The sequence below is a fragment of the Coprococcus aceti genome (genome assembly GCF_025567285.1).
GTDB classification, from domain to species: Bacteria; Bacillota; Clostridia; order Lachnospirales; family Lachnospiraceae; genus Coprococcus; species Coprococcus aceti.
In genome coordinates, this window is record NZ_JAOQJT010000012.1 from 1 (window position 1) to 26951 (window position 26951).

At 39.5% G+C, this 26951-nt stretch carries 27 protein-coding genes and 2 pseudogenes; 24 read left to right on the forward strand and 5 right to left on the reverse strand.

Annotated elements, in window-relative coordinates:
* Window positions 1–561: 561 nt before the first annotated feature.
* From OCV54_RS13030 to OCV54_RS13045, 4 genes and pseudogenes are all read left to right on the forward strand, one after another.
* A pseudogene (locus tag OCV54_RS13030) lies at window positions 562–873 on the forward strand (phospholipase D-like domain-containing protein); the annotation flags it as partial.
* Window positions 874–897: 24 nt separating this feature from the next.
* A complete protein-coding gene (locus OCV54_RS13035; protein ID WP_004851516.1) occupies window positions 898–1569 on the forward strand; it encodes a response regulator transcription factor in 672 nt (223 codons plus the stop codon).
* The gene (locus tag OCV54_RS13040) at window positions 1569–2612 is read left to right on the forward strand and encodes a HAMP domain-containing sensor histidine kinase (RefSeq protein ID WP_005347239.1); all 1044 of its coding nucleotides are present in this window, start codon (window positions 1569–1571) and stop codon (window positions 2610–2612) included. Before OCV54_RS13035 ends, OCV54_RS13040 begins: the two co-directional genes overlap by 1 nt.
* 33 nt (window positions 2613–2645) lie before the next feature.
* Window positions 2646–3695, forward strand: a complete 1050-nt coding sequence (locus OCV54_RS13045; protein WP_055224456.1) for an FUSC family protein — start codon at window positions 2646–2648, stop codon at window positions 3693–3695.
* Between the two features lie 81 nt (window positions 3696–3776).
* Here the strand turns inward: OCV54_RS13045 and OCV54_RS13050 are convergent, their stop codons facing one another.
* Entirely contained in the window at window positions 3777–3956 is a 180-nt protein-coding gene (locus OCV54_RS13050; RefSeq protein ID WP_262563512.1) for a hypothetical protein, read from the reverse strand.
* Between the two features lie 303 nt (window positions 3957–4259).
* Between OCV54_RS13050 and OCV54_RS13055 the strand changes: the two genes are divergently transcribed.
* From OCV54_RS13055 to OCV54_RS13085, 7 genes are all read left to right on the forward strand, one after another.
* The gene (locus OCV54_RS13055; protein WP_055224460.1) at window positions 4260–4772 is read left to right on the forward strand and encodes a hypothetical protein; all 513 of its coding nucleotides are present in this window, start codon (window positions 4260–4262) and stop codon (window positions 4770–4772) included.
* A gap of 145 nt (window positions 4773–4917) precedes the next feature.
* Entirely contained in the window at window positions 4918–7062 is a 2145-nt protein-coding gene (locus OCV54_RS13060; protein WP_055224535.1) for an ATP-binding protein, read from the forward strand.
* A gap of 1131 nt (window positions 7063–8193) precedes the next feature.
* Window positions 8194–9240: a virulence RhuM family protein gene (locus OCV54_RS13065; RefSeq protein WP_055224462.1), complete on the forward strand. Its 1047-nt coding sequence runs from the start codon at window positions 8194–8196 to the stop codon at window positions 9238–9240.
* 219 nt (window positions 9241–9459) lie between these two features.
* Window positions 9460–10110: a hypothetical protein gene (locus tag OCV54_RS13070; RefSeq protein ID WP_055224464.1), complete on the forward strand. Its 651-nt coding sequence runs from the start codon at window positions 9460–9462 to the stop codon at window positions 10108–10110.
* An 11-nt stretch (window positions 10111–10121) separates the two neighbouring features.
* Window positions 10122–10376 (forward strand): hypothetical protein, encoded by a 255-nt coding sequence (locus OCV54_RS13075; RefSeq protein ID WP_055224466.1) that lies wholly within the window; start codon window positions 10122–10124, stop codon window positions 10374–10376.
* A gap of 368 nt (window positions 10377–10744) precedes the next feature.
* Window positions 10745–11095, forward strand: coding sequence for an arsenate reductase family protein (locus OCV54_RS13080; RefSeq protein WP_055224468.1), 351 nt, complete (start codon window positions 10745–10747; stop codon window positions 11093–11095).
* 24 nt (window positions 11096–11119) lie between these two features.
* Window positions 11120–13597: a beta-mannosidase gene (locus OCV54_RS13085; protein ID WP_055224470.1), complete on the forward strand. Its 2478-nt coding sequence runs from the start codon at window positions 11120–11122 to the stop codon at window positions 13595–13597.
* A 91-nt stretch (window positions 13598–13688) separates the two neighbouring features.
* Here OCV54_RS13085 and OCV54_RS13090 read toward each other — a convergent pair whose 3' ends face one another.
* Entirely contained in the window at window positions 13689–14639 is a 951-nt protein-coding gene (locus OCV54_RS13090) for a hypothetical protein (RefSeq protein ID WP_022216840.1), read from the reverse strand.
* A 139-nt stretch (window positions 14640–14778) separates the two neighbouring features.
* Window positions 14779–15198, reverse strand: coding sequence for an Rrf2 family transcriptional regulator (locus OCV54_RS13095; RefSeq protein WP_022216839.1), 420 nt, complete (start codon window positions 15196–15198; stop codon window positions 14779–14781).
* A 263-nt stretch (window positions 15199–15461) separates the two neighbouring features.
* Between OCV54_RS13095 and OCV54_RS13100 the strand changes: the two genes are divergently transcribed.
* From OCV54_RS13100 to OCV54_RS13110, 3 genes are all read left to right on the forward strand, one after another.
* The gene (locus OCV54_RS13100; protein ID WP_022216838.1) at window positions 15462–15848 is read left to right on the forward strand and encodes a hypothetical protein; all 387 of its coding nucleotides are present in this window, start codon (window positions 15462–15464) and stop codon (window positions 15846–15848) included.
* A 199-nt stretch (window positions 15849–16047) separates the two neighbouring features.
* The gene (locus OCV54_RS13105; RefSeq protein ID WP_022216837.1) at window positions 16048–16476 is read left to right on the forward strand and encodes a hypothetical protein; all 429 of its coding nucleotides are present in this window, start codon (window positions 16048–16050) and stop codon (window positions 16474–16476) included.
* A 97-nt stretch (window positions 16477–16573) separates the two neighbouring features.
* Window positions 16574–16858 (forward strand): hypothetical protein, encoded by a 285-nt coding sequence (locus OCV54_RS13110; RefSeq protein ID WP_022216836.1) that lies wholly within the window; start codon window positions 16574–16576, stop codon window positions 16856–16858.
* Here OCV54_RS13110 and OCV54_RS13115 read toward each other — a convergent pair.
* Window positions 16858–16959: pseudogene (locus tag OCV54_RS13115) on the reverse strand (IS481 family transposase); the annotation flags it as partial. The gene OCV54_RS13110 and the pseudogene OCV54_RS13115 sit on opposite strands and share 1 nt — an antisense overlap.
* Window positions 16960–17144: 185 nt before the next feature.
* Here OCV54_RS13115 and OCV54_RS13120 point away from each other — a divergent pair.
* Window positions 17145–17615: an HAD domain-containing protein gene (locus tag OCV54_RS13120; protein WP_022216835.1), complete on the forward strand. Its 471-nt coding sequence runs from the start codon at window positions 17145–17147 to the stop codon at window positions 17613–17615.
* 20 nt (window positions 17616–17635) lie between these two features.
* Here the strand turns inward: OCV54_RS13120 and OCV54_RS13125 are convergent, their stop codons facing one another.
* Window positions 17636–18460 (reverse strand): helix-turn-helix domain-containing protein, encoded by an 825-nt coding sequence (locus OCV54_RS13125; protein WP_004851876.1) that lies wholly within the window; start codon window positions 18458–18460, stop codon window positions 17636–17638.
* A 220-nt stretch (window positions 18461–18680) separates the two neighbouring features.
* Here OCV54_RS13125 and OCV54_RS13130 point away from each other — a divergent pair, with 220 nt between their 5' ends.
* The 9 genes from OCV54_RS13130 (at window position 18681) to OCV54_RS13170 (ending at window position 26870) form a co-directional block, all read left to right on the forward strand.
* Window positions 18681–19250, forward strand: coding sequence for a hypothetical protein (locus tag OCV54_RS13130; RefSeq protein WP_055224472.1), 570 nt, complete (start codon window positions 18681–18683; stop codon window positions 19248–19250).
* A gap of 81 nt (window positions 19251–19331) precedes the next feature.
* The gene (locus OCV54_RS13135) at window positions 19332–19829 is read left to right on the forward strand and encodes a hypothetical protein (RefSeq protein ID WP_022216833.1); all 498 of its coding nucleotides are present in this window, start codon (window positions 19332–19334) and stop codon (window positions 19827–19829) included.
* Between the two features lie 63 nt (window positions 19830–19892).
* Window positions 19893–20900, forward strand: a complete 1008-nt coding sequence (locus tag OCV54_RS13140; protein ID WP_242849676.1) for a hypothetical protein — start codon at window positions 19893–19895, stop codon at window positions 20898–20900.
* Between the two features lie 68 nt (window positions 20901–20968).
* A complete protein-coding gene (locus OCV54_RS13145; RefSeq protein WP_022216831.1) occupies window positions 20969–21682 on the forward strand; it encodes a metallophosphoesterase in 714 nt (237 codons plus the stop codon).
* 41 nt (window positions 21683–21723) lie between these two features.
* Window positions 21724–22188, forward strand: coding sequence for a DUF4253 domain-containing protein (locus OCV54_RS13150; RefSeq protein WP_022216830.1), 465 nt, complete (start codon window positions 21724–21726; stop codon window positions 22186–22188).
* A gap of 28 nt (window positions 22189–22216) precedes the next feature.
* Complete coding sequence (locus tag OCV54_RS13155) at window positions 22217–22927, forward strand: metallophosphoesterase family protein (protein ID WP_022216829.1); 711 nt, start codon at window positions 22217–22219, stop codon at window positions 22925–22927.
* 27 nt (window positions 22928–22954) lie between these two features.
* Window positions 22955–23650, forward strand: a complete 696-nt coding sequence (locus OCV54_RS13160) for a metallophosphoesterase (RefSeq protein ID WP_022216828.1) — start codon at window positions 22955–22957, stop codon at window positions 23648–23650.
* Between the two features lie 177 nt (window positions 23651–23827).
* Window positions 23828–24691 (forward strand): helix-turn-helix domain-containing protein, encoded by an 864-nt coding sequence (locus tag OCV54_RS13165; RefSeq protein WP_022216827.1) that lies wholly within the window; start codon window positions 23828–23830, stop codon window positions 24689–24691.
* A gap of 142 nt (window positions 24692–24833) precedes the next feature.
* Window positions 24834–26870, forward strand: a complete 2037-nt coding sequence (locus OCV54_RS13170; RefSeq protein ID WP_022216826.1) for a RecQ family ATP-dependent DNA helicase — start codon at window positions 24834–24836, stop codon at window positions 26868–26870.
* Window positions 26871–26951 lie beyond the last annotated feature (81 nt).

A 26951-nucleotide genomic window follows, 5' to 3' on the forward strand; every position in this document is an offset into this window, starting at 1 on the left:
TTTAACCAAAATATTTTTGCAACAATATGTGTCCTTAGGAGAAGAAAATGAGAAAGAGTTGCGAGAATTGTTTGTAAATGATAATACCAGAGAAAGCTTTTTGAAAAAATTTGCTCAGATACCAAAGGATTATAGATAGTAATGTATATTACGAACGGAATGTAGATGTGTATAACTTCCAGTTTGTAGGGAACAACAGCTAAGACAATTTTATAATAAAACAGCGTCAGAGCATTTATGTGTAAAAGCATGAATGCTCTTTTTTTGTCCTTTCATGGACAAAGAACAAGAAAGCAGCTCTTGGACAAATTGTCCAGAAGTTCAAATAAAAAAGAAGGAGGATACCTGATGTATAGCAAAAATGGTATTCCGTGGGTAAGACCACCCACACGGACAGGCAGCATAGAGAAAATAATATCGGGAGGACAGAACAATTGTCGATGAATTGACGCAGGAGCCGTTCCAGACAGGAAAGGCGATTGTGACTGTCAGCGTAGATCTGATTACTGCATGAAAAATAAATTTTGTTGAGGTTAAATTGAGATTGACTTTGTATTGTATAAGGAAAGAATCTGCGAGACCGATTATACGGACGAAACTTTTGAGACAGAAAAGATTACATTAGTGTCAAATCCTATTCACACAGGTTCCAAAGAACCAGTAGTGTGGTATCAGTTGGGAGAATTGATGAAAAATGCAAAAAATCGTGTGAAGATCCACACGCCATATATTATCTGTAATGATATGATGTATAATACATGGGAGGAGATTGCAGAGAACGTTTCAGATTTTTCTATCATGACAAATTCAGTTGCGAATAATAGGAATCCATTTGGGTCTGCCGATTATGCGAAAAACAGAAATAGAATCCTGTTCTGATAAAGGAGGAAGAAGATCGTGTTTCAAATATTAATTGTAGAAGATGATAAAGAATTAAGCCAGCTATTCCAAAAAGTGCTTGAGAAGAATGGATATCAGGTCAAAAGTGCATCGGATGGAGCACTGGCATTAGAAATATTGGATAAAGAGTATATTGATCTGATCATTTCCGATATTATGATGCCGGTTATGGATGGTTATGAACTGGTGTCGGAACTCCGTTCAGCAGGATATCAGATACCGGTACTTATGATCACTGCGAAAGGTTCCTTTGATGATATGCGCCAGGGATTTCTTTCGGGAAGTGACGATTATATGGTAAAACCGGTAAATGTGAATGAAATGGTTTTAAGAGTCGGAGCACTGCTTCGCCGTGCACAGATACTGAATGAACACAAAATTGTGATCGGTTCAACAGAGTTTGATTATGATGCAATGACGGTTACAACTGATAAGGAAAGTCTTGTTTTGCCTAAAAAAGAATTCCTGCTTTTATATAAGCTTGCAGCTTCGCCAGGCAGAACATTTACAAAACAACAGTTGATGGATGAAGTATGGGGATACGAGACGGAGGCAGACCCACATACGATAGAGGTACATATAGGAAGAATCAGAGAGCGTTTTAAAGATAACCCTGATTTTGAAATCGTAACAATGCGTGGAATTGGATACAAGGTGGTGAAAAAATAATGGAACAAAAGAAAGAAAAAGGATTGCGAATCCGATCCTGTCTGACTGGTGCAATCTGGCTGGCACTTGTATTTTCAACAGTCATATCTGCTTTATTATTTGCTTTTTTGAATCATTTTTTTAATCTGCCGGGCAGCATACCTGTGCTTGGCTGGCTTTTGATTTTCAATACATTGATTGCAGGGCTGATCACTTCCTTTATTAATGCAAAGTTACTGGAACCAATTACCAGACTTAGTAAAGCAATGAAGGAAGTTTCTCAGGGAGATTTTGAACAGCATTTGGAAACGAACAGCCGTATAGCAGAAGTTGGAGAATCTTATCAAAGTTTTAACGTTATGACAAAAGAACTTCGTGCAACAGAGGTGCTGCAGATGGATTTTGTATCTAATGTTTCTCATGAGTTTAAGACCCCGATTAATGCCATTGAAGGATATACAATGCTGCTTCAGGGAGAAGAACTGTCTCCGGATCAAGAGGAATATGTAGAAAAAATCTTATTTAACACCCAAAGACTTTCCGGATTGGTTGGTAATATTTTGCTGTTATCCAAGTTAGAGAATCAGAATATACCAATGAAAAAAACAGAATATCGTCTGGATGAACAGATCCGCCAGGCATTTCTTTCATTGGAAACAAAATGGACAGAAAAAGAAATTGGTTTTCAGGTAGAATTGGAGGAAGTTAAATATACTGGGAATGAAGGACTTTTTATGCATATCTGGATAAATCTTTTGGATAATGCGATTAAGTTCAGCCCTTCAAAGGGGACAATTACGATGTTTCTGAAACAAGAACAGGATTCTGTTAAGTTCATTCTGGAAGATGAAGGACCAGGAATAGAGGATGATGTAAAATCCAGAATATTTGACAAGTTCTATCAGGTAGATGGATCTCATAAAGCAGAAGGAAATGGCCTAGGTCTTGCACTTGTAAAACGGATTGTAGATAGTGCCGGAGGAACAATCAAAGCAGAAAACCGTGAATATGGTGGATGCAGATTTGTTATAGAGCTGCCAAAGCAGAAAGATGAGATTATATAGTTTTAAGATAAATTAGAAGATGGGAGAATTTATATGACATTTTATCAGGAGTTGCAGTTAAATCAGGCAGGTTCTAAAAACCTGTTGAAAAAGAGTGAAACACTAAAAGAAAAATTATATCATATGTGGGTATATCTGGTGAAGATAGCTGTTACAATGGCATTTTGTTTTTTCTTTGTTAGTATTTTCAGCATCCTATTTGGAAATGAGAACAGCATTGTAGGTGTAGTAGTCTTATTATGTCTCATGGTGTTTAGAAATGCGGATCTGGGGATCCGCACCGGACAATCTACGGTGCTTTTGGCTTTGTTCTTTGTAATTATGACTGTATGTCCGCATTTAGCAAATCAGTCTTCACCGGTATTGGGAATGCTGTTAAATATTGCGGCACTGGCTGTGTTGATTCTGTTCGGATGCCATAATCCATTCATGTTTAATCAATCTACATTGGTTCTTGGGTATCTGCTGTTATATGGTTATGATGTTACGGGAAAAAGTTATCAGATGCGATTAGTCGGAATGGCTTTAGGTGCAGCACTTACCTGCTTCGTATTTTATCGAAATCATAAAAACAGAAATTATAAAAGAAATCTGAAAGATCTGATACAAGAATTTGATATCACTTCTTCCAGAACAAAATGGCAGATATGTCAGATTTTATGCGTACCGATTGTCATTTGCATTGCAGAACTTTGTAATATGCCACGTGCAATGTGGGCTGGTATTGCGGCCATGTCCGTGATTTTGCCGTTTATGGAAGATATGCACTACAGAGTCCGTAAAAGGATTGTCGGAAATATTGCAGGTGTTATATGTTTTACAGTATTATATTTTCTGCTTCCTTCGTCAATCTATGCATATATAGGAATTCTTGGTGGAATCGGTGTAGGATTTTCAGCACAATATGGCTGGCAGGCAGTATTTAACACATTTGGTGCTTTAGCCATTGCTGCAGAGACTTATGGACTACAAGGAGCGGTTAGTCTTAGAGTGATTCAAAATGTTTTTGGTGTTGTGTTTGCTTTAGCATTTTGTGTTATATTTTATTGGTTTATGTCTAAAAAAGATAGATATAAACAGTAAGTCAAACACACAAACTATGGAGTCTTTAGTCGGTTTAATAAAATTTTAGATAGAAAATAAATCATTATAAAAAGATCCTGTTCATACTATGATATATAGAACAGGATCTTTATTTAATTTATTTCGCCAGGAAATTGCTCTGAATCTCCATCGGCATATGATAAGCCTGGCCTCGTTCTGAACCATATCTTCGATTTCCTCATCTTCAATCAGCAGATCGGCAGCAAACAGATTGGCCTGGTATTTTGTATTATCCGTCATATTGTAGAGTGTATCGTCTTGCAGCTCATAAAACAATATCCTTTCAGTGTCTTATATCTGGAAGTTTCCCCGACAACAATGTTCATCTGATCCATGATCTCAAATGGATCTCGGGTTCCATATTATATATGTAAGTGTTTCATTTTTTTACATTAACGTGAAAAATATGGACGTGAAAAAATAAAATGCTATAATAAAAAGAATTGAGACAAAGCAGATGAAAATCTGTGACACAAAGCTAAAGGGCTTGTAAAACGAAAATATTGAAATGTGTTTTAATCGAAAAAATAAGGAATTTGACGTATGCAAAAAACAAAATGTTATCTGGCCGCATTGGTGTCTGGTGTACTTTTAGTAACTGGTATTTTGGCTGGATATGGACAATCTAAAAAAAACGATCACCTTACCGTGTATCTGTGGGAAAATCGTTTAATGAAAAATATTGCTCCTTATATCCATGAGCAGTTTCCAGATCAGGATATTGAATTTATTATTGGAAATAATGACACTGATTTATATAGCTATTTTAAAGAGCATGGTGAGTTGCCGATTGCATCTGGTATGAAAATAATTGTCAAAAACGAAGAAAACGGATTCTCATTAAAGGATATAACAATAAATGATAAAAAAATAGACACAGAAAAGGAATATTCCATTCTTCTTACGGATACGACAAAATCTATTTTGAAAAAAATTAATCCAAAATGTGCTGTTGAGCAAATAGGGGATACAACATTATCTAGTGCATGGATTGCGGCCATGTCAAATGGGCAGCAACCGTCAGCACCAGAAGACTATATAGAGGTTGAAAAATAAAGTGCAAATAGAACAAGAGATAATTAAGAGAAAAAAAATAATAATGCCATTGTTTGTCATAATTTTCATTCTTTCAAGTTTTGTTTTTGTAAAGTTTCTGTTGAATAGGATGAATACATATATTGAGGTAAATGGAGAAATCAGTATGGAAGCTGTTGTCGAACAGATTCAACAGACCTATGATATGCAAGTGAGTGGATACTATAGACAGTTACATTTTGTTGAGGGCTATCTGTGTAAAGAGAAGAAAATATCCCTTGAAACAGAAAATAACCGAATCTTTTTTAATGCATGGGAAAAAGAATCTGAGAGTACACTTTTATTTATACAGGAAAATGGAAAAGCTATAACCTCAGATGGAACAAAACTGAAAGTTGATATGCCTAGTAAGCTTTTGCTGGATTTGAGAAACGGATCTAATATTGGAAAATTGGTCGCTTTGGAATTTGAACAAGTGAAAAAAGACGGTTATTTGGTAGCAATTCCATGTCAGGAATATACGATTAATGGGGAAACTTATACAGCGATTGGAACAGTGTATGATCATTCGAAATTAGACTCCATGTTAAATCTTGGAGGATATGATGGAAGTGCATATCTCTTCATGTTGGATGATGATGGAAATATTACTTATACGAACCAGAAGGATGACATTTTTTTTCGAAATTATTCATTACTGAAACATTTGAAAAGTGATCATGCTATAACAGAAAAAGAGTTTGATTCTCTGAATAAAAAGATTGCGGGGGGAAAAAAGGGAGTAGAACTTATGGGGAAAGATGAGCCTTATTATTTGGGATATTGTCCGATAGAAAGCAACAATACGATGTTGATTTGTATTGTAAAAAAAGCGACAGTAGATAATGTGTTGAAAGAATACCAGAAAACGATTGGGCTTACTACAATGCTCATGACAGGATTTATACTCTTGCTTTTTGCTGGATTATTCTACAGTATTTCCAGATTCAGTATTGCAAATCAAAAAGTTAAATTTGAAAAAAGAAACAATGAGCTTCAGGCAATGGCTATAAGCGAAATGGAAGAAGCTAATAAAAATCTGAAAAAGGCTAAGAACATTGCTATTGAGGCTCTACAAACCGCTGAAAATGCAAATAAGGCAAAAACAGATTTTTTATCCAATATGTCGCATGATATTCGCACACCTATGAACGCAATCATTGGTATTATATCATTAATCAGACATAATGCCGGCGACAAAGAAAAAGTTATAGAGTATGCAGATAAAATAGCTATTTCTTCTCAGCATCTATTAGGAATTATTAATGATGTTTTGGATATGAGCAAGATTGAAGCTGGAAAAACAGTTTTCAAATATTCTGATTTTTCTATTCTGGATGCTATAGAAGAACTCAATACAATATTTCATTCACAGGCAAACGAAAAAAATCAGAGTTTTATAATCACAAAAGAAAACCTTAAACATGAGTGGGTAAATGGCGACAAGGTTCATCTGATGCAGATTTTCAGTAATCTGTTGTCTAATGCAATAAAGTACACACAGGAAGGTGGAATAATCCAGTTTATAGCAGAAGAAAGTGAGACAAACTCTTCTACATATGGAAAATATCATTTTATAGTCAGTGACAATGGTATGGGAATGTCTGCTGATTTTAAAGAAACTATCTTTGACGCGTTTACTCGTGCAGAAAGTTCCGTAACAAACAAAATACAGGGAACTGGTCTGGGAATGGCAATCACTAAAAATCTGGTTGAATCGATGGGGGGAACGATTGAGGTTGAAAGCGAACCAAATCGCGGAAGTAGTTTTGAAGTAATCTTAAATCTAAAAATTGTGGAGAACAGAGTAGTTTCTTCGACAGAGCAGATAGAAATGCATGAGACAGATAGTGATATTCTGGATGGAATGCGCATCCTTTGTGCAGAGGATAATGAGTTGAATGCAGAAATCCTAATGGAATTATTAAAGCTTGAAGGTGCAGAGTGTACTATTTGTGAAAATGGCAAAAGGATTTTGGAAGCATTTGAACAGTCCGTGCCCGGTGAGTATGATATGATCTTGATGGATGTACAAATGCCTGTTATGAATGGTTATGAGGCAACGGAGGCAATCCGTAGAAGTTCACATGAACAGGCAAAGACGATCCCGATTATTGCCATGACTGCCAATGCATTTTCAGAGGATATGCAGCACTCTCTCGCTGCTGGAATGAATGCTCATATTTCAAAACCAGTTGATATGAAGTTGCTGAAGAAAACCATAAGAAATATAAAACTTGGGAGGGAGGAAGCCCAATTTATTGATCAATAATCACTAAAGAGAAATAAGAAGGACAAGAAACAAAAAATACTCATTGTAGATGATTCAAAATTTAACACTTTTGGATATCAATACTCTGTGCAGATAAAAGCGAAGGTGGAAAATGGTAGCCAGATGTATAGTCTGAAACTGCATACATTGTGGTCTCCTATGAAGAAAGACGGATATATAGGAATCATTGGATATTTTGATGCTGTAAATTAAATATGTAGATTATTAATCATAGAGTGTATGGATTCAATCAATTCCATATATGCATTTTATAGGTGAAAGAGATTATTATACAAACATACTTGAACGTTTTAAAAATTGTTTTCGATAAGTCGGATTGTAAATTTTTGTGTTAATAAATTATGTGGAAAAGATACTCCGAGAATGACGTTTGGTAAATTGGTTTAACATGGTGGGATAAAGTAAAATATAATAATACATCTTTTGTTTACGTTTGAATGTATTGACAACACCCTATAGTGGATATAAAAAGGCATGTAGTCTTATTTAGCATTATAAGGATAATGAAAAGTGTCAACACTGTTGACATAATTATGATGGATGAACTATCTTAGAATTGTTTCCGCATGTACTATAATTAAGATGTCTTTAAAGATGAAGTCACAAGGGGGTAGGTGCATCTAGTACCGTGTTAATGTGCGCCTGATACTTTGAACTTGCAGAAAATACTTGGTCACTCCAAAATTGACACTACCATGCAGTACGCAATGGTGAATCAGATGAAAAAGTGGTTGTTGCAAAAATTGCAACAACCACGAGGCATGGAGCAATAGAAGGAAAGCGGACGTTGGATTATAGTTGATGAGAATAAGAAGAAAGATTACTAATGAGACCAAGTGGACAGAAAAACCGAAGTCCTAAACTACCTGAAACAATACCCCAAGATGGCGAAATGGATGAATATATGCATTTGCTGTGGCTCAATGGGTTATAACCCGGATATGCCAGACAAGATTACTTCGAGAGATGGCAATGGGGAATATAATACTGTATTTTCAAGAAACATAAAGAAGTATTTTTCTCCACTGAGAGTAAATGACATGGGGATGTGCGCCATTTGTCAGAAATATTGGAGAAATAAATAAGTATTTGCAAAAGGAGACCTCTTATTTGAAAAAGAAAAAGGATGAAATAACCATCCGTTCCAGTGCAGCAGAATATTTAACCTATGTTGCCTCTATCGGTGGTCAGCAGGACAGTATTGAGATGCGCTATGAGGATGAGAATATATGGCTGACACAGAAGATGATGGCCACATTGTATGATGTGGATGTTCGTACAATCAATGAGCATATTAAGAAGATTTATTCCGACTCAGAGCTTGAGGAAGATTCAACTATCCGGAATTTCCGGATAGTTCAAACGGAAGGTTCCCGTCAGGTGACTCGTGATACAAAGCATTATAATCTCCAAATGATTATTGCGGTCGGATTCAAGGTTAATAATGAGCGAGCGGTGCAGTTCCGCAAGTGGGCCAATGGTATCGTGAAAGACTACACTATTAAAGGCTGGGTCATGGATGACGAACGTCTGAAAAATGGTGGCTCTGTGCTTACAGTAGAATACTTTGACCGCCTGCTTGAGCAGATTCGTGAGATCCGTCTCTCTGAGCGGAGATTTTATCAGAAAATAACGGACATCTATGCTACAGCTCTTGATTATGACCGAACAGCAAAAACAACAAAGCAGTTCTTTGCAAAGGTTCAAAACAAGATGCATTATGCAGTTCACGGACATACAGCAGCAGAGTTGATTTATGAGCGGGCTGATGCAGATAAGCCACACATGGGATTAACTACTTGGGCAGCAGCGCCGGAAGGCAAGATTGTAAAAAGTGATGTGAGTGTTGCGAAGAATTATCTTTCAGAGAAGGAAATGCGTTCATTAGAGCGTATTGTATCTGCTTATCTGGATTTGGCAGAGGATCGGGCGGAACGTCATATTCCAATGACGATGGAGGATTGGGCAAAGCGTTTGGATTTATTCTTGATGGCCGACGACAGAGATGTTCTTCAGGATGCAGGCAAAATCACTGCTGAGATTGCCAAGGCAAAAGCTGAAACTGAATTTGAAAAATATCGTGTTATTCAGGATAGGCTGTTCATGTCTGATTTTGATAAGTACATGTTGGAATTGGAAGAGAATGCGAAGAAGTAGCATGAAACCAGTGATGATGTGGATGGGTTCGGATGAGTAACTTCCAGACACAAATCGGTAATTCATAGAGTGCTGTCTTTTCATGTGAAGACCGTCTGCTTGCTAAGCAAGAAACCTTGAGTTTATGCGGTATTTAGGTGGTTCTGACGGATAATGTGTACGCGAATAGTTGTACCTATTGTTGTGAAATGAGTTCGTAGTTGGAGAAAATAGAATTATATGAGAAAAAATGACAAATTTCCATTCGCTATGACAAAGAAATCATTGGTTGTGTATATTGTTTTTACAGTTCTTATGGGACTATTTCTGTTTTTTGTCATAGGAGATATGGCTGGAAAATGTGCGGCATGCATTGTTTGTCCGATGCTCATTGCATATTTGCTCTATGCGTATTGCAAGGAAAGTAAAGCAGATACGAAAGCTCGTGAGATGAAAGCACAATATATGAATGGCAGTTATTTTGAAAGCCCTGAGTGGCATGAGAAATATGTAGCCTATCTCAATGAGCACACATTTGAGAAACCTAAATATCAAAGCATGAAACTGGATTTATTAAAAAGATTTCAAAGACGGGAATATCTTGTCAAAATGATATTGCCATTGTTCCTAATGTTTTGTACCTTGTGTCTTATTCCTTTAGGGCGTTATTATATGGCTATCATAGGATTTTGCCTATTCGGATTTTTGTTTTGGCTAGAGTTTTCACTGTATATAGGAATGCCGGTACGGAAGTGGTTGAAGGGTGATATTGATTATGAGGAGCTTGAAGCGTCATATTTAAAAAGTCAAATGCTTTTCTATAAAACAAATGCTTTAGCATTTGGAACTACACATTTACATGGATTCACAGAGAAAAAATATATGCAGTAGATTATCGGCTGGTGGAAGGAATATCAAGAAAAATAGTACGCCTTAAGAAGTATGAGGATGGAATTTATAATACGGAGGAGTTTCAGCATTTTGCAGTTATTCATGTCAGACTGCCAAAAAGCGGAAACATTCATGATGTTGAGATCGAACTAAATGAATTTCAGGTTCAAATGGCAATCGATAAGTTACCCACCTACAAAATTGGTGAAAATTTGATGGAGAATCTTTCTGTAAATGAGCATAAAGAAAATGAGGCTGTAATATAGCCAATGCAGTATTTAGCATTGCCTAAAAAGGATAAAGAAGATAAGGAGACTCCCTGGACAGAAAAACCGAAGCCCTAAACTACCTGAAACAATACCCCAAGATGGCAAAATGGATGAATACCTGCATTTGCTGTGGCTCAATGGGTTATAACCCGGATATGCCGGACAAGATTACTTCGAGAGATGGCAATGGAGAATATAACACTGTATTTTCAATAAACATAAAGAAGTATTTTTCTCCACTGAGAGTAAATGACATGGGAATGTGCGCCATTTGTCAGAAATATTGGAGAGAAAATCATTAAGCAACTTGATATGATGAAATTGAGGCTTGTAGCAATAAGCCAAATAGAAAAGGAGAAAAGACGATGGAATTTATATGTTACCCAAAGTGTTCAACCTGCCAGAAGGCAAAGAAATGGCTTGACGAGAATAGGATAGAATACACGGAGCGTCACATTGTGGATGATAATCCTACATATGAGGAGCTTAAGAAATGGTATGAGAAGAGTGGACCTCCGCTCAAGAGATTCTTCAATACGAGCGGCATGCTGTATAAGGAGATGAAACTGAAGGACAAGCTTCCGGACATGAGCGAGGATGAGCAGTTGCAGCTTCTTGCGACAAATGGCATGTTGGTGAAGAGACCGCTTGTCGTTGCTGAAGGTTTCGTGCTGACTGGATTTAAAGAGAAAGAGTGGACAGAGATGATGCTGTAGTAGGAACGTCCCCGTGGAGAAAAAATGAAAAAAATTGATGTAAACAACAGTTGGGAAATGCATCGCGTAGGTGATGACGATTGGATCACGGCGACAGTGCCGGGATCGGTGTATGGGGATCTGCTGCAGGCGGGCAAGATGGAAGATCCATTCTGGAAGGACAATGAGATAGAATCACTGAAGCTGATGGATTACGATTATGAGTACCGCACCAGCTTTTCGTGTGATGATGAGCTGCTGGAATCGGATGAAGTTATCCTTCGATTTGAAGGGCTGGACACCATTGCGGATATCACGCTCAATGGTGTGAAGCTTGGACACGCCGACAATATGCACAGGACATGGGAGTATTCGGTAAAGGATATCCTGAAGCAGTCGGATAATATATTAAGTGTATATTTTTATTCGCCGACAAAGTTCATCGCAGATGCATTTGCGAAGGCTCCAACACGGGGAATCGAGGATGCCATGAATGGATTTGTACATATCAGAAAGGCTCACTGCATGTTTGGCTGGGACTGGGGCGCTCACCTTCCTGATGCAGGAATATGGAGACCGGTCAGCCTGCTTGGAATTGATACTGCACGGATAGATTCTGTTGAAATCCTGCAGCATCATGGTCAGGACACAGTGGAACTTGATATAAAGCCGGAGATAGAATTTGCCCGGAAGCATATCGGTTCTGGATCAGAGACGGGACAGCTGGGTGTGAGGGTGCGAGTAATTGATCCGGCTGGAAACGAAATTATAAACAAGATACTGAATGAAGATAACACGAAGAATATACATATAGACAACCCACAGCTCTGGTGGCCGCGTGGGTATGGTGAGCAGAACCTTTACAATGTTTCCGTTGACCTTGTGAAAGATGATGGTACGGTGGTTGACAACTGGACGAGAAAGATCGGCCTGCGGACAATAACCATGGACCGTACAAAGGACAAATGGGGAGAGAGGTTTGCCACCTGCGTAAACGGTGTAAATATATTTGCCATGGGTGCGGATTACATTCCGGAGGACCATCTTCTTGGACGTGTGACACCTGAGACCACAAGAGCTCTGCTTGAGAAGGCGGTATTTGCGAATTTCAATTCTATACGTGTGTGGGGCGGTGGATATTATCCTGACGACTGGTTCTATGATATGTGCGATGAGATGGGACTTGTGGTGTGGCAGGATTTCATGTTTGCGTGTGCTGTCTACGATCTCACACCAGAATTTGAGGCAAATATCACCGCGGAATTTATTGACAACTTAAAGAGGATCCGCCATCATGCGTCACTTGGGCTTATGTGTGGCAATAATGAGATGGAGCAGTTTGTTAAGGAGAGAAAATGGGTGAGCAAGGACAGCGAGGTGCGGGACTATATTATTATGTACGAGCGAATTCTCCCTAAGATCATGAAGCAGTATGCTCCACAGGTATTCTACTGGCCAGCGAGCCCGTCCTCAGGTGGTTCATTTGATGATCCGAGAGACGAGAACCGTGGTGATGTGCATTATTGGGCTGTGTGGCATGGTGATAAGCCATTTTCTGAGTACAGAAAGTTTTACTTCAGATATATTTCCGAATTCGGTTTCCAGTCATTTCCTTCAAAGAAGACTGTTGAGACATTTACGGATGATGAGCGTGATATGAATATCTTTTCATACATTATGGAGCGGCATCAGAGAAATGGCTCGGCAAATGGAAAGATAATGAATTATATGCAACAGACATATAGATATCCATCTGATTTCGAGACGGTTATCTACGCATCGCAACTTCTGCAGGCGGATGCTATCAGGTATGGCGTCGAGCATTTTCGAAGAAACAGAAATGATGACAGGTGCATGGGAGCAGTGTACTGGCAGTTCAACGACTGCTGGCCGGTTGCATCCTGGTCCAGTGTGGATTACTGCCAGCGCTTAAAGGCGCTGCACTACTATGCAAGACGTTTCTTTGCTCCGATCATGATCTCCTGTGAAGAGGAGGGCATGCTTGGAAGCGGACAGGAGCTGGTGAGACTCCCATTTGAATTCCCGAAGTCCATACGCCTCTGTGTGGCAAATGAAACCATGAACACAGAGAAAATACTTGTGTCCTGGCAGTTGAGGGATGCGTCAGCTCGTGTTCTTGAATCCCACGAGGAGGAGATCACTGCGCCAGCGCTGACGAGCGTATGGCTTGACAAGGTTGAACTTCCTGGTATCGACATTTACCATCAGTATGTGAGCTATCAGGCAAGCATGAAAGGACAGGTAATATCAGAGGGGACTGTCATATTCTCATATCCGAAGTATTTCTGCTACGAGGAGCCTCATTTGCAGGCGACAGTGGATGGCGACTATATCACAGTCAGTGCGGATGCGTATGCGAAGAGTGTGGAGATCCTGAACCAGAATGAGGATCTGATTCTGTCGGATAATTATTTTGACCTGAATGCAGATTCAAAGACTGTAAAGGTTATAAGTGGAAGTGTGGATAAGCTGAGGCTTAGAAGTGTATATGATATAAATTGACCTTGATAGGATAGAGTTACAGATAGTAAATGCCAGCGCTTAAAATGCGCTGGCATTCTCAATTTTCATAGTTTCGAAGATGAGAGATAAATTAGTATACCCCCGCAGGATACAGATCGCCATCCGGAAGAACAGGTGGCTCTTTTTCGGCATTCTCAGGTATAACTTCCTTGCGTTCACCAGGGGCAAGCTTGATCGTTCCGGCACTTGACTGTACATAGATCACGCTGTAGCCGATATTTTCTACATATAATGGCTTTTCGTCTGTATATTCGGAGTAGAACTCGATATTCTGATAATGCGGGAAATATCTCACGTCAACAAGCTCATTGCATTCCAGCCCTTTATTGTATGCACTTATCAGAAAGCTGTCCTGAAATGTTCCGACGTGCGGGTATGCCGAATATTCGCAGGGAGTGTTGTCTTCAGAATCTTCTGGCACATAATACAGTGAATGAAAGTAATACTCACAGAAATTGGCAAGTACAAGAAGAACTTTTCCCGGTTCTATAACAGGTCTGAGCAGCGTGTCCATTCCTTTATATTTCATCTTCAGGACTTCATAGTCTGGAATAACATCTGAGTACTCATTCTGATGTTCCCAGTCGCAGTACGCAAGAGGACAGTGATACACGCTGTTCATAGTTGTGACAACGAGCTCCTCGGCCTCGGTATCTACATGTATATCATTTACAACCGAAGTATGGATCCATGTGCCATCTGTGAGTCTTTGATGTCCGGTTACGACGCCGTGTCCCATCTGGTATCGTTCGCCATCTGATACAAATGACTCAACATACCAGTAGTGAAGCATGAGCTTTTCGTTATCATTTACCAAATTGTCAACATAGGAATCGATGATCTGCTGTCCTAGAAGCTCATAGCTGCTTCCCGGAAATGGTCTGGACATTCCCATCACTATCCTGCGTCCGTTATATGAAAATACCAGCTTGATCACCATGCCGTAGTCCTTTATGACGCCCTTTATATCATATTTATCTGAATATACATTTATCTCCTGCTCGAGCATTGAACTATCCATACCAGAGGCCACCTCACTTCTCTATATTTTATAGTATACTAATTATCTATCCTTTTGCCCGGATTGGTCAATCAACTGGTAGTTTAATAGAAATGAGATAATGTTCGAATTCCTAATTATTATCTCTGTGGTATGGTTATCAATCGAGATTTATATCTTTGTAGATATCGGATACATAGGTTTCTTTCATTGTATTAAATATTTGGTGCTTGATGTTTTCAAATATTACATCTGCGGATTCTTTAATTTGTTTATCGATGGTAGTTGCAGTATCAGGAAAATCGTAAAATTTCAGTAAATTGTCAGAAGGCTCTGCTACCAGTTCATAAACATCATAAAGGGTGAGCTTGGACAGATCACAGTTTAAGTTCGTCCCACCTGGACCGGGCTTAGAAACGATCAAGTCCTTTTTCTTTAGGTCCAGCATGGTATATCTGATAATAGATGCATCAGCTCCTGTGTGAGCAGCGATAAAGTTGCTTGTTATTTTTTCATCTTTGTGTAAATAGCATATGATGAGGATCTGTAAAGCTAAGGTGTATTTTGTTGAAAATCTCATGTGTGTAAAACTCCTTTCGAAAAATTGTGAAAAAATACTTGAACTGGCCAAGAATTTGTCGCAAAATGACAACAGATTAAAAGTTTGTTGCGAGTACACAACAAACTGAGCATATTACAATAAGAGTGTTAAATCAAGAGTAAAAAAGAGAATTAAGGAAACATATGGACAAAGAGAAGTATATTATATCTTGGAATCTAGCAGGCTATACCTAGAATGCAACCAAAGAAAGCTTAGGGAGATCGCCTTAAGAGGGCTTGCAAGTGCATAAAAAAGAGGCGCCAGAGGCCTGGCTTTTCGGGCTTTCGGAAGTGATATCTGGAAAAGACAATAAATATCTGGACATACTAAGAGGCGAGTTCCAAGGTTATGTAATGGTATTGCCGAAGGCTTATAGAAATGATTTTAGATCAGCTATAAATGTGCTACTTATCAATGCGGAGGGCTATCACGAACATAATACTAGGATCCTTGATGGCTTAGAGGATTCTATCTTATATGAGTACGTAGATATAGATACTGATTACGGATATTTCCGAGTTGTGAATGCACATATACCACACACTTGCAATGAGAATAGACAGGAGTGGTATCAACAAAGCCGGAAAGACTTTAAGATGGTACAGCTCTTGTCATGGAGGGATTTTTAGACGAGGGAACTGATGAGTTCTTCGGATATTGTGAGTCAAAATACGTAATAATAAAGAAAAAGATACTACTAGTAAAAAAAGAATAAAAATATGAGTGTAGGGTATTGAACTCATAAACAGCTTATGGTATAGTGAAAATACGATATGAGTGCAGTAGCTACCACTCATATACAAATAATAGAAGAAAGGAGTGAAGTCTATGAGGATCCAGTTTTTTCCAGGACCAGAGCTTGAAGAGAAGTTAAAGGTCGAGGCTGCAAGTCAAGGAGTCAATGTGAGTATTATTGTCATTGATGTTCTTAACAAGTTTTATGGTTTGGTTGGCCCTAATTCCAAAACAGAAGCTCAGATCGAAAAAGATGTACTAAATGAGATTGCCGCATATGTTTCTGATTCGGCAAATGCTGGAACTGAATTTGATATCAACGCAGCATCTGCAACCTATACTCAAATCGATATGACATATGCAGGAAAGCCTAAAGTAGTAAAGGCAAGGATTGGTAAAAAATTTGCCAGAGAGATTGGGCTACCTGGAAGATTCCAAAAGGTAGAGCAGGTATTACTGCAGAATGGTAAGCCCAAAAGAACTAGTGGAAATCGAGCTGCTATCTATCGGATTCTTAGTTGAATAAGGCAACAGTCATCAGAGACACCGAGAAGTTTGTCGAAAGAAAATGTAAAAACAAACTATATCAAGAGCGGAGATATGATATAAAGGAGATAAGATGCAGAATAATAATATCACAATTACTTTTAAAGTAAACGAAAAGGAATACTGGAACTTCAAGCGGGTATGTAGAGCAGAGAGGAAAATCCCTGCGGTGTTGTTGAGGGGGTTCATAACGAAGTATAGCGAAGAGAATAAAGAGTATATTGACGAAAATGAGGCCCTTGACGAATTAGAATTGGAAGAGGAGGCTCTGGAGTTAGAGTATTATTATAATGAGGTGCTGGGAGGGTACGACGAAGAGGATAAAGGTGAGGTGTATGATAATAGCTACGATTTTTAACTTATAAGCTTTACCTGATTATAAAAGCGTTCCTGATCTTTTCTATGTCTGCGTTCTACCTTGCTATTGTGGCGAGGTGTACGCGGACGGATCAGTTTATGACTGTTCATCAATTATTTTGACCTGAATGCAGATTCAAAGACTGTAAAGGTTATAAGTGGAAGTGCGGATAAACTGAGACTTAGAAGTGTATATGATATAAGTTGATCTTGATAAGAGAGATTTATAAATGGTAAATGCCAGCGCATTATATATGTGCTGGCATTCACAAGAAAGGAGAAGCCATATGAGCTTTGCATTGTTTCTGGACATAGATGGTGTATTGAATACCCGGACGACAGTTGTGGGGGCGCCCAGTGGGAGAACAGGGATAGACGAGTCCAGAGTGAGGCTGCTGAAAAAGGCGTTAAAACAGTTTGGCAAGGCGGAGATCGTTCTGACTTCGGATTGGAAGCTTATGAGAGAAGACGGGGACGACTTCTCATATCTTGTATCTATGCTGGGCAAATTTGGACTAAGCCTGTCTGGAAAGACAACCGATGTCTGGGTTGGCAGAGGTGAGGGCATCCAGAGCTATCTGGCGGAACATCCTGGGATAGATGAATACGTGATACTGGATGACAACACATTTGATTTCTCCAATTATCCTAAGCTTTGGGAACGGCTGTTGCTTACCAATGGCATAGAGAATGCCGAATATGCTTCAAAGACACCGGCGATTGAGGCGATGCTTTTTCTGGAAGCAGTTAAGGATTGAAAAGCAACATAAGAAAAAACTTAGACCGTCCTGAAAGGGTATTCGTGCGAGACTCTGCGGATCACGCCTGTCAGTTGCTCCATAAGCCTTTTTTCTACATCTTCGAAATGAACCCTGCTCATGAGATAGGCATATGAGTGCAATGCAATGATAGAAAGTACTGCATCGTGTTGTTCGGATTCATTCAGATTATCAAAGTCTGGATAGGAAAAGGTGAGATTATTTCTTGCTTCTGTGAGAAAACATTTGTCCATAAATTCGTATATATCCTTGTATTTCTTAAATATTTCCTCTGATTTCAAAAAACGGATAAATGTATTTTCTGAGTAGTCCAGTGGAAAAGTGGAGGTGTAATATCTGCTGAAAAGCAGCTCCAGTCTGGATATAAAAGAGCTGGTGAAAGCTGTCGTGATCACATCCCTCAGTTTGTTGTAATAATTCAGCCATGTTACATATTGTTCTATCTCTGCATAGGAATCACCAGAAAAAAGCTCGTTTACCAGGATGGGAGCCATCTTGTTCTTCATGATAGTTATAACAGCATTCTCATCAAGCTTTAGTTCGTCGCAACAGGTCTTTACTGTAAAATTTCTTACCTCATCAAATCCGAGCAGGTAGTTGGGATCCACATTGTATAGATCACATAGATCCACAAATTCATCAAGTGAAGGGAGCCTTTCCATCTTTTTACTTTCAAAATTGGACAGGGTGGAACGATTGCTGAGGTTTATGGATTCACATACCTTCGCTTGCGTCATACCTATACCCTTTCTTGCTTTACTTAAACGATTCTTAAACTCAATAAAATTGTTGGTATGTGTGTCACTCAGACTGTGCTTTCCCATATAATTTTCTCCGTTGATTTTGCATATTATTGGCGTAATATCGATGCATTTAAATTAGCTTTTTATAGATTATATCACTAGTGACACAAATATGATACATTAATAATGAGAAAAATGATGAAAATGTGTTAAAAAATGCGTACATACAAATACATAAAATTGCTGTAAGCTAGAATAAGCATTGAGTGATACATTTGAAAAGGAGGAATTTGATAATTTGATGATGAATAAATTAAAGGCGAAGAAGATGTGTGTGGATTATCTTAAACAGCACACACTGGAATTTCATGAGTGCTTAGATACAGATAATGGCAGTACGGGTATAGTAGTGGCACTGCCACATTGCTATGATTGTCCGGACAAAAGGCTAGAGGCGGAGCTGTCTTTTTATGATTCATGCATTGAGGCAAGGGTGTTCTATACTCAGAACGCAGCTTCCTGGGTGGAGGAATCAACTAATAAGGATGCCCTCTACAGACTTATGAACTTTATCAATGCCAGAGTCTGGCCTCAGAGCCACGATGGAGCAGATGGAACATTATATAGTGCAAATTGCCTGATATGTCCACGTATTTATGTTACTGAGGATGACAGCTATGATATAACTGCGACAACGATGATCGATTATAATATATGCGATATGGCGCCGCTGGAGGTTATGGATGCGGTTACGGTGTCAATGCCACAGATATTGAATGAGCTTAGTGCTCCTATATTTCTTTTGGTGCTGGGCAAGATAGACGTTGAGACCGCAATGCAGCTTGTCCGGGAGAAATTCGGTATGGAGTGATTGACAGATTTAATAGTTGATATACGAGTAAAGGGTTTTTTCTGTAGACTAAAGAGAGAAAAAGATGAAAGGAAGCGTTAGATGAGAAAAAATTTATATCTTTCTGAATTAGGCATTTCAAGAGCGATATATGCTGGGAATTTTGTTACTGAGAAAAAAAGATATAGAATGTATCAACGATATAAATATGGATTTGATTACCGAGATATTTTTAACATAGATGCATCTTTTGCTGAGTGGCTCTATTCACATATGCGCATGTACAGAGAGAATAGTATTCATGATGAAGAATTGCATACTGTTATATTTGAGGGAAATGAATTTTCTATCGGGGAAGCTATAGATTGGATCATACAAAAGACCGGTGAATATTTGCGGTATAAGTACTATTTGGATACACATTTTGACTATGTAACCAGACATCCGTTTAAAGGGAAAATGCTTTGCAGGTTAAATCCATCTATCAGAGAATATTTAGAGGATTATGATTGGTCTGAAGAAAAGGAGCATGAAGTCGAGGAAGATTACATTAAGGCTGGGAGACTTTTTCTAGAAATAATGGGATACTGCTGGCTGTAATTGGACACACAAGTAATAGAGGGAGGAACTTTTATATTGTACGTGCGAAAGGAGAATAAGAGAATGGGGAAAGATTTTATCGATGAATTTATACCGTCAAAAGATACAAGAGCTTACCTGCATAGCATTCATTATGAATTCACGGATTTGGAGAAGGCAACGATTGTTGCAAACCATATTATGATTTCATATGAAGAAAAAGTAAAATGGCTAAATAATTTTATGCACCAAATATCTGATGACGCGTTAAAAGATAGAATATCAAAGGCATTAGAGAATTTATCTTATAATGAATCTTTTTTTGACTTTGTATTTATTCCACATGACTTTCGACATGGGGATATTGTAAGATGCCTCTATGGTGACTGGAATACAACTGAGTTTTGTGAAAAAGTAGGAATAATTCTCAATTATTCTGATAAAGAATATGAGTTCTATAAAAATGTTAAAGGGGATTATTCAGATGTTCAGGTTTGTGTAGATATTAAGTTTGACGGAGCAGCTTATCAGGGAGAGTTTGAACACGAGCACATTAATCCAATATACATTGAGCGTATAACTTTAAATGAAAAAGATGAAAGAAGGGCATATCTCAATTATCTTACGAATTTATATAGCAAAAAGGATGCTATGGGTGAAAACGATAATAGTAAGCCTGAATATGCGGGTGGTTCTGATGATTTATTAGAGCAAAGATATCTTGGCAATTATATCCCGGTTCAAGATGAGGCTACTGGTAAATGGTGTGTGCAGATGGGATATGGTTTTGAAAGTGGAGATGTAAATTATATTGCAACGGAGTTCTCTGGAATGGGGTTAATATATCATTTGATGTATAATGGCGAGATGGATCACGTCCATGGATTCGATAGCGTGTTAGCTATGGTTTTGCAAGATCCGGAACATGTAGATATCGTGACGGAATATGATGAATATTCAGAACAGGAAATCAAAATGGTGAAAGAAATAAAGAGGGCAGTGGCATTTGTACAATCACATCACAGACCTATGACCAACGAAGAACTACGTAAAAATGGCAGAGACGAACTATACTGCTCCCAATCTACATAGAGAGCCTGGTATGATGATATGAAGGAAAAATTGCTGGAAGATTATTATAGTGGTAAGGGGACATATATATGCATTGTCGACATTATATTATTGGCGATATACATAATTCGATAAAAGAGTTTAATAGTATAATAGACCAGATAGCCCCCTCAAGACAGGATGAAATCGTCCTGCTTGGGGATGCTTTTGATAGAGGAGGCGACGCTCCTGATCCAGTTGGTGTTTACTTTAGAATTTGCAGGCTGGGTATGCAGGCTAGCTTGAGGTGGATTCGAGGAAACCACGACCAGTTTTTAGCAGAGTATATCTACTCATATCATGGGGCGTGTGAGAAAGAGAGGCGTAGTATACAACCATATATATATAATTCATTTGATATGATGAAGGATAGACTTACTCAGGTTGACCTATTGAATTTGGCTGATTTGATAATGGGGCTGCCCCTGCAGATAGAGATCAATATTGGATCAAAGAAATATCTTCTTGCGCATGCCATGACATTTGATCCAGCACTTGTAGAACAGGATGATACGTTGTATCTGGAAGGTCTTTATGACATGGAAGAGTATTGGCGCCAGGGCGTGAAAGGGTATGTATCACTTGTAGGCCATACAGATTCAAGCTATCAGTATAACAATTCACATGGTAGATATCTTGATGGACAACATTCAATTTGGACGAATGATTTGGAAAATGTGTACATGCTGGATTGCGGATGTGGCTTGCCAAATGGGAGGCTGGCCTGCATATGTTTGGAAACAGGTGAGAGATTCTATGCATGAATTGGGCAGTCAAGAGGTTAATAATAAATGAGGAAATACATATGGGAAAAAAGATAAATATTGAAGCGAGTGATGAACCTTGTATGTTCCAGTTCTTTAAAAAGTATATACACCAGACAGACAAGAACGAATTTTATTGTGATAACAGGGTTGTTGATATCAGTAACCCTAATCCGGGAGTAGTTGTTGATTTTAAAAATATTGATCACACTTATGAAGTATTTGCAGTACTTGGAAATTATTGGGGAGGATGGAACTCTACGCCGACAGCAGCAGAGATGTATAATAGAGCTAAGGAATGGGAAGAGCGATTTGGCACGGAGATAGTTGGATTATCATATAACAGCGTTGATTTTGTATTGAACCGAAAGCTATCTGATATAGAAATAGAGGATTTGATCAAAGAATGTGAGGATCTTCATGCAGATGTGGCTTGTAGCGGCGGATATGAAGAAATGCGAAAAATAATAAGAGAAAAAGGCGAGCTTCATATATGGTGGGATTAATATTATAAATATTGGGGGGACGATTTAAGTGGCTACATATGTTATTTCAGATATTCACGGAATGTATAACAAATTCATTGAGCTTTTGAACAAGATTAAATTGAAAGAGACGGATACCCTTTACATTCTGGGCGATGTTCTGGACAGGGGACCAGATCCGATCAAAACATTGCTCAAGATAATGAGCATGTCAAATGTGATCTGCATGCTTGGCAATCATGAGGACATGGCACTTGATTGCCTGAAGTTTTTGACTACTGAGATAACGGAACAGTCGTTGTCTGAGGTGTCTGAAGAGATGCTGGAGAACCTGGTAACATGGCAGTACAATGGCAGCAAGACGACCATAGACGGGTTTCGGGCACTGGACAGAGCGAAGCAGCAAGAGGTCATTGACTTCATAGAGGATATGCCAGAGATAGAGGAGATATCGGTAGCTGGACAGAAATATCTACTTGTGCACGGCGGGCTAGGGGATTTTTATCCTGGTAAACCGATCGAGAGTTACACGATTGAGGAACTTATCTGGGCAAGCGCGGAGTATGATATTCAGTATTTTGACGACACTTATGTAGTGACAGGCCATACCCCGACACAAGGCATACCGGGTAATCCCAGACCTGGATACATATACAGACAGAATAATCATATCGCCATCGACTGCGGTGCGGTGAGAAGAAGCGGGCGGCTTGCGGCGATAAGGCTTGATGACGGCAAAGAATTTTACACAGGAGACTGATGTTCAAGAGAACAGGGAGGAGTGCTTATGAGGATATATTGTATGAGTGATATTCATGGCTGCATAGCTGAATTCGTGGATGCTTTAGCTTTGGTGTGGGATCACCTGGATGAGCCTGATACTATGCTTTGCCTGCTTGGGGACTATATTCATGGAGGTGCAGATGGTTATGCAGTCCTGGATAAGATAATGAATCTGCAGAAGAAATATGGTCCTGATAAGGTAGTTGCTCTTATGGGTAACCATGAGGAATTTGTTCTTCTGGGAGACTCGAGTATAAACCGGCTGATCGGAGTCTTTGATGACGATGCAGATGACGTCCGGGAATGTGATGATGACAGATATATAAGATGGATCGAGAATCTTCCGAGGTATTTTACAGAGGGCAACACGATATTTGTCCATGCTGGCATTGATGAGGAAGCCGGTGACATGTGGGAATGGATGACCAGCGAGGACACTTATGTCAACAAGTATCCGGCGGAGACCGGGAAGATAGAAGGACTTGATATGAAGGTTGTAGCCGGTCACGTTGGCACAGCAGAGATCTCCGGGGATCCAAGATTTCACGATGTTTATTACGACGGTGAATCGCACTATTACATTGATGGAACGGTGCTGGACAGCGGCATTATTCCGGTCCTTCTAGTTGATACTGATGAGGACAAATATTACAAAGTCACAGAGTCTGGTGAATGGCTTGTACAACCATTTACTACTTAGTCCTTTCCCTTAAAATACAAAGGCGCACAGTTCCGTTGGGAGCTTGTGCGCCTTTGTACATTCATTTGCTGAGAACAATATAGCACGGCGGGAGTGAAAATCGAATCTAAGATATTGCAGTAAAGGTGGATATGTGCTACAATATCCGAAAAGTCGGAAGTGAAACGGGGGTACATTGTGAAGGTATATGAGAAGATATTTGCAAGGCTTGACGAACTGAATATGAGCCAATCAGAGCTTTCGAGAAGAACGGGGATTTCCACCAGCACGATAAATGACTGGAAAAAGAAGAAGATCAATCCACAGGCGGATAAGCTGGTTGCTATCTGTAGGGCATTTGATATGTCGCTGGCAGAGCTGCTTGGCGATGATGAGACGGAGAACAGCAGTGTTGATTATAGTGCCGAGGAGAGATATCTGATCGAGTGTTATCGCAGGTCGGATGACCAGGTGAGAAAACATATGCTTAGATATATGGAGCTCATTGACAATGTTGAGCCAAATGAGATGAAGACACCACAGAGGAATGTTGCCGTTATACAGGATGTGGATGGGAATAATATTGTAGTTATCAATGATATTATTTTTAAAGGAAAACGATCCATAACATGGTCTGATGTTGAGAAATATCTGCGCCGGTATGTGGGAGAGTTTTATTCTATAGCAGAGACTGGAGATATAGTTTATATTGGTACGGATCTGCCAGATGAGTATACAGGATCTAATTACACAAAACATATTAAAGGGACAGTGGCAAAAGCAAAGGCAAATGCGGCTCAGGCAATTCCGGAGATCATTGAAATAGCAACATCCAAAACAGTGGAAGAAAATAAAAAAGAGAAACATAGCCGTAATGCTAAAAATGGATGGTATAGATATGATACCAGATTTGCGTTACCGGTTTACGATGAAAGTGGTGAGGTTGAGCGATACAATGTGTTTAGTGCAAGATTATTGATCAGACATGCCGCTTCTGGGAAAATGTATCTGTACGATGTTTTAGAAATAAAAAAAGAAACGAGCAAGCCTTGTCAGGTGTAAAACCCTACCCAGTAGAAAACCCATTTCTTAATAAGGAAAGAATAAATCATGCTAAAGAAAAAGTCAACAGACATTTGAGGCGGAGGTTTCGGATTTGTAAATATTATTTATTTTAGCTTGAAGAGGCTGGAAAGGATATAGATTGAATTTACAGGAGACATTAAAACACTATTTTGGATATGACAGTCTGAGATCAGGACAGCAGGAGCTTATAGATGGAATACTTGCAGGAAGGGATGTGCTTGGAATTATGCCAACCGGAGCCGGTAAGTCGCTTTGTTATCAGTTGCCGGCTTTGTTGATGGGAGCTGCCGGTAGGGGAGTGACAATAGTTATCTCACCGCTCATATCACTCATGGTGGATCAGGTTAAGGCACTGAACCAGGCGGGAGTTCACGCTGCGTATATCAATAGTACATTGACAGAAGGACAGATCAGAAAAGCTTTGGAATATGCCGGACAGGGCAGATATACACTCATGTATGTTACCCCGGAGAGACTTGGCACTGCGCAGTTTCTGGATTTTGCCGGCAAGGCAAGTCTTGCAATGGTGACAGTTGATGAGGCTCATTGCATATCCCAGTGGGGACAGGATTTCAGACCAAGCTATCTGGAAATAGCGGATTTTATAGATAAGCTGCCAGTGCGCCCTGTTGTGAGTGCGTTTACCGCTACAGCAACAGATATAGTAAGGCGGGATATCGTCCAGAATCTTAGACTTGAATCTCCTGTCACGATTGTCACAGGATTTGACAGACCGAATCTGTTCTTCAAGGTTGTGAACAGGAAAGGCGGACGTGAGACGGACAACAGTGTATTGAACTATGTCAAGAGACATGAGGGAGAGAGCGGGATCATATATTGTGCTACCAAGAAGAATGTGGAGAAGGTACACGAATTGCTGGTGGCACATGGAATATCTGCCGGTCGGTATCATGCCGGATTATCGATGGAGGAGCGCAAGAGGAGTCAGGAGGATTTTACATATGACAGGCTCAGTGTGATGGTGGCGACAAATGCATTTGGCATGGGTATTGATAAGTCAAATGTGAGGTATGTGCTTCATTATAATATGCCGCAGAGCCTTGAGTATTACTATCAGGAGGCTGGAAGAGCCGGACGTGATGGTGAGGAAGCGGAGTGCGTACTGTTCTTCTCAAAGCAGGATATCATGATAAACAAGCGTTTGCTGGAACATAAGGTCAGTTCTGCAAATGCAGGCATAGACGATGATGAACTGCGGGCAAATGACCAGCGGAAGCTGAATCAAATGATACGTTATTGTGAAACGGATCAGTGCCTGAGACAGTATATACTGAGGTATTTTGGAGATGAAAGCCCTTGCACATGTGACAAATGCAGTAATTGTGTTGTGACGGAGGAAGAGACTGAGCAGTCATACATAACAGACAAACGCGCTGTGAAAAAGATGGCGGTGATGGCTGATCTGACAGATGAGGGAATGGAACTGTTTGAACTTCTCCGGGCTGGACGCCTGGAGCTCGCAAGGAAGCAGAATGTGCCGCCATTTATCATTTGTTCGGATAAGACTCTCAAGGATATGTGCATTAAGTTGCCGAGAAACAGTGAGGATATGAAGAACGTATATGGTATGGGAGTGCAGAAGACGGAGAGTTATGGAGAGACATTTGCAGAGATTATAGACGAATTCTGCCTTGCACATACGGAATATGTGGAGAGCATGAAAGCGGAAGCTTTGGATTCTGACAATCCTGGTGACTTAGGGACACAAGGTGTGGAATCGGAAAAGCAGCGCAGAAAAGAGAAAACAGTCAGGAAGAAAGAGTTCTATATTGATCCGAACATGCTTGATGATGTGGAGATCGTCGATGAATGTATTGTTTCTGAGCTGGCGAATCGTATAAATGAACTGAATCAGAAACAGGGAATCACAGGCATGAAAAAGCTGACAGCGGCATTTATCAATGGTCTGCTACAGCAAAATGGCTACATTGAAGAACTGGACATGGATGATGGCAGCAAGACGAAGCGGGTTACCTCAAAAGGGGCGGAGATTGGAATTCGTGAGGAAGAGCGGAAAGCGAAGTTTGGCAGAAGATACTATGCAATCACACATAGCAGGGAGAGCCAGAAGGTGATAATAACTCTGCTTAAGGAGTATTTTTTCACAGGATACGGTGAGGGAATAGTGGAGTGAGAAAAATATTATTCATCTTAAAGGGACCGAAATCGATACGTTTAAAAAGAAAGTGATAGATTACTTTATGATTAACAATAG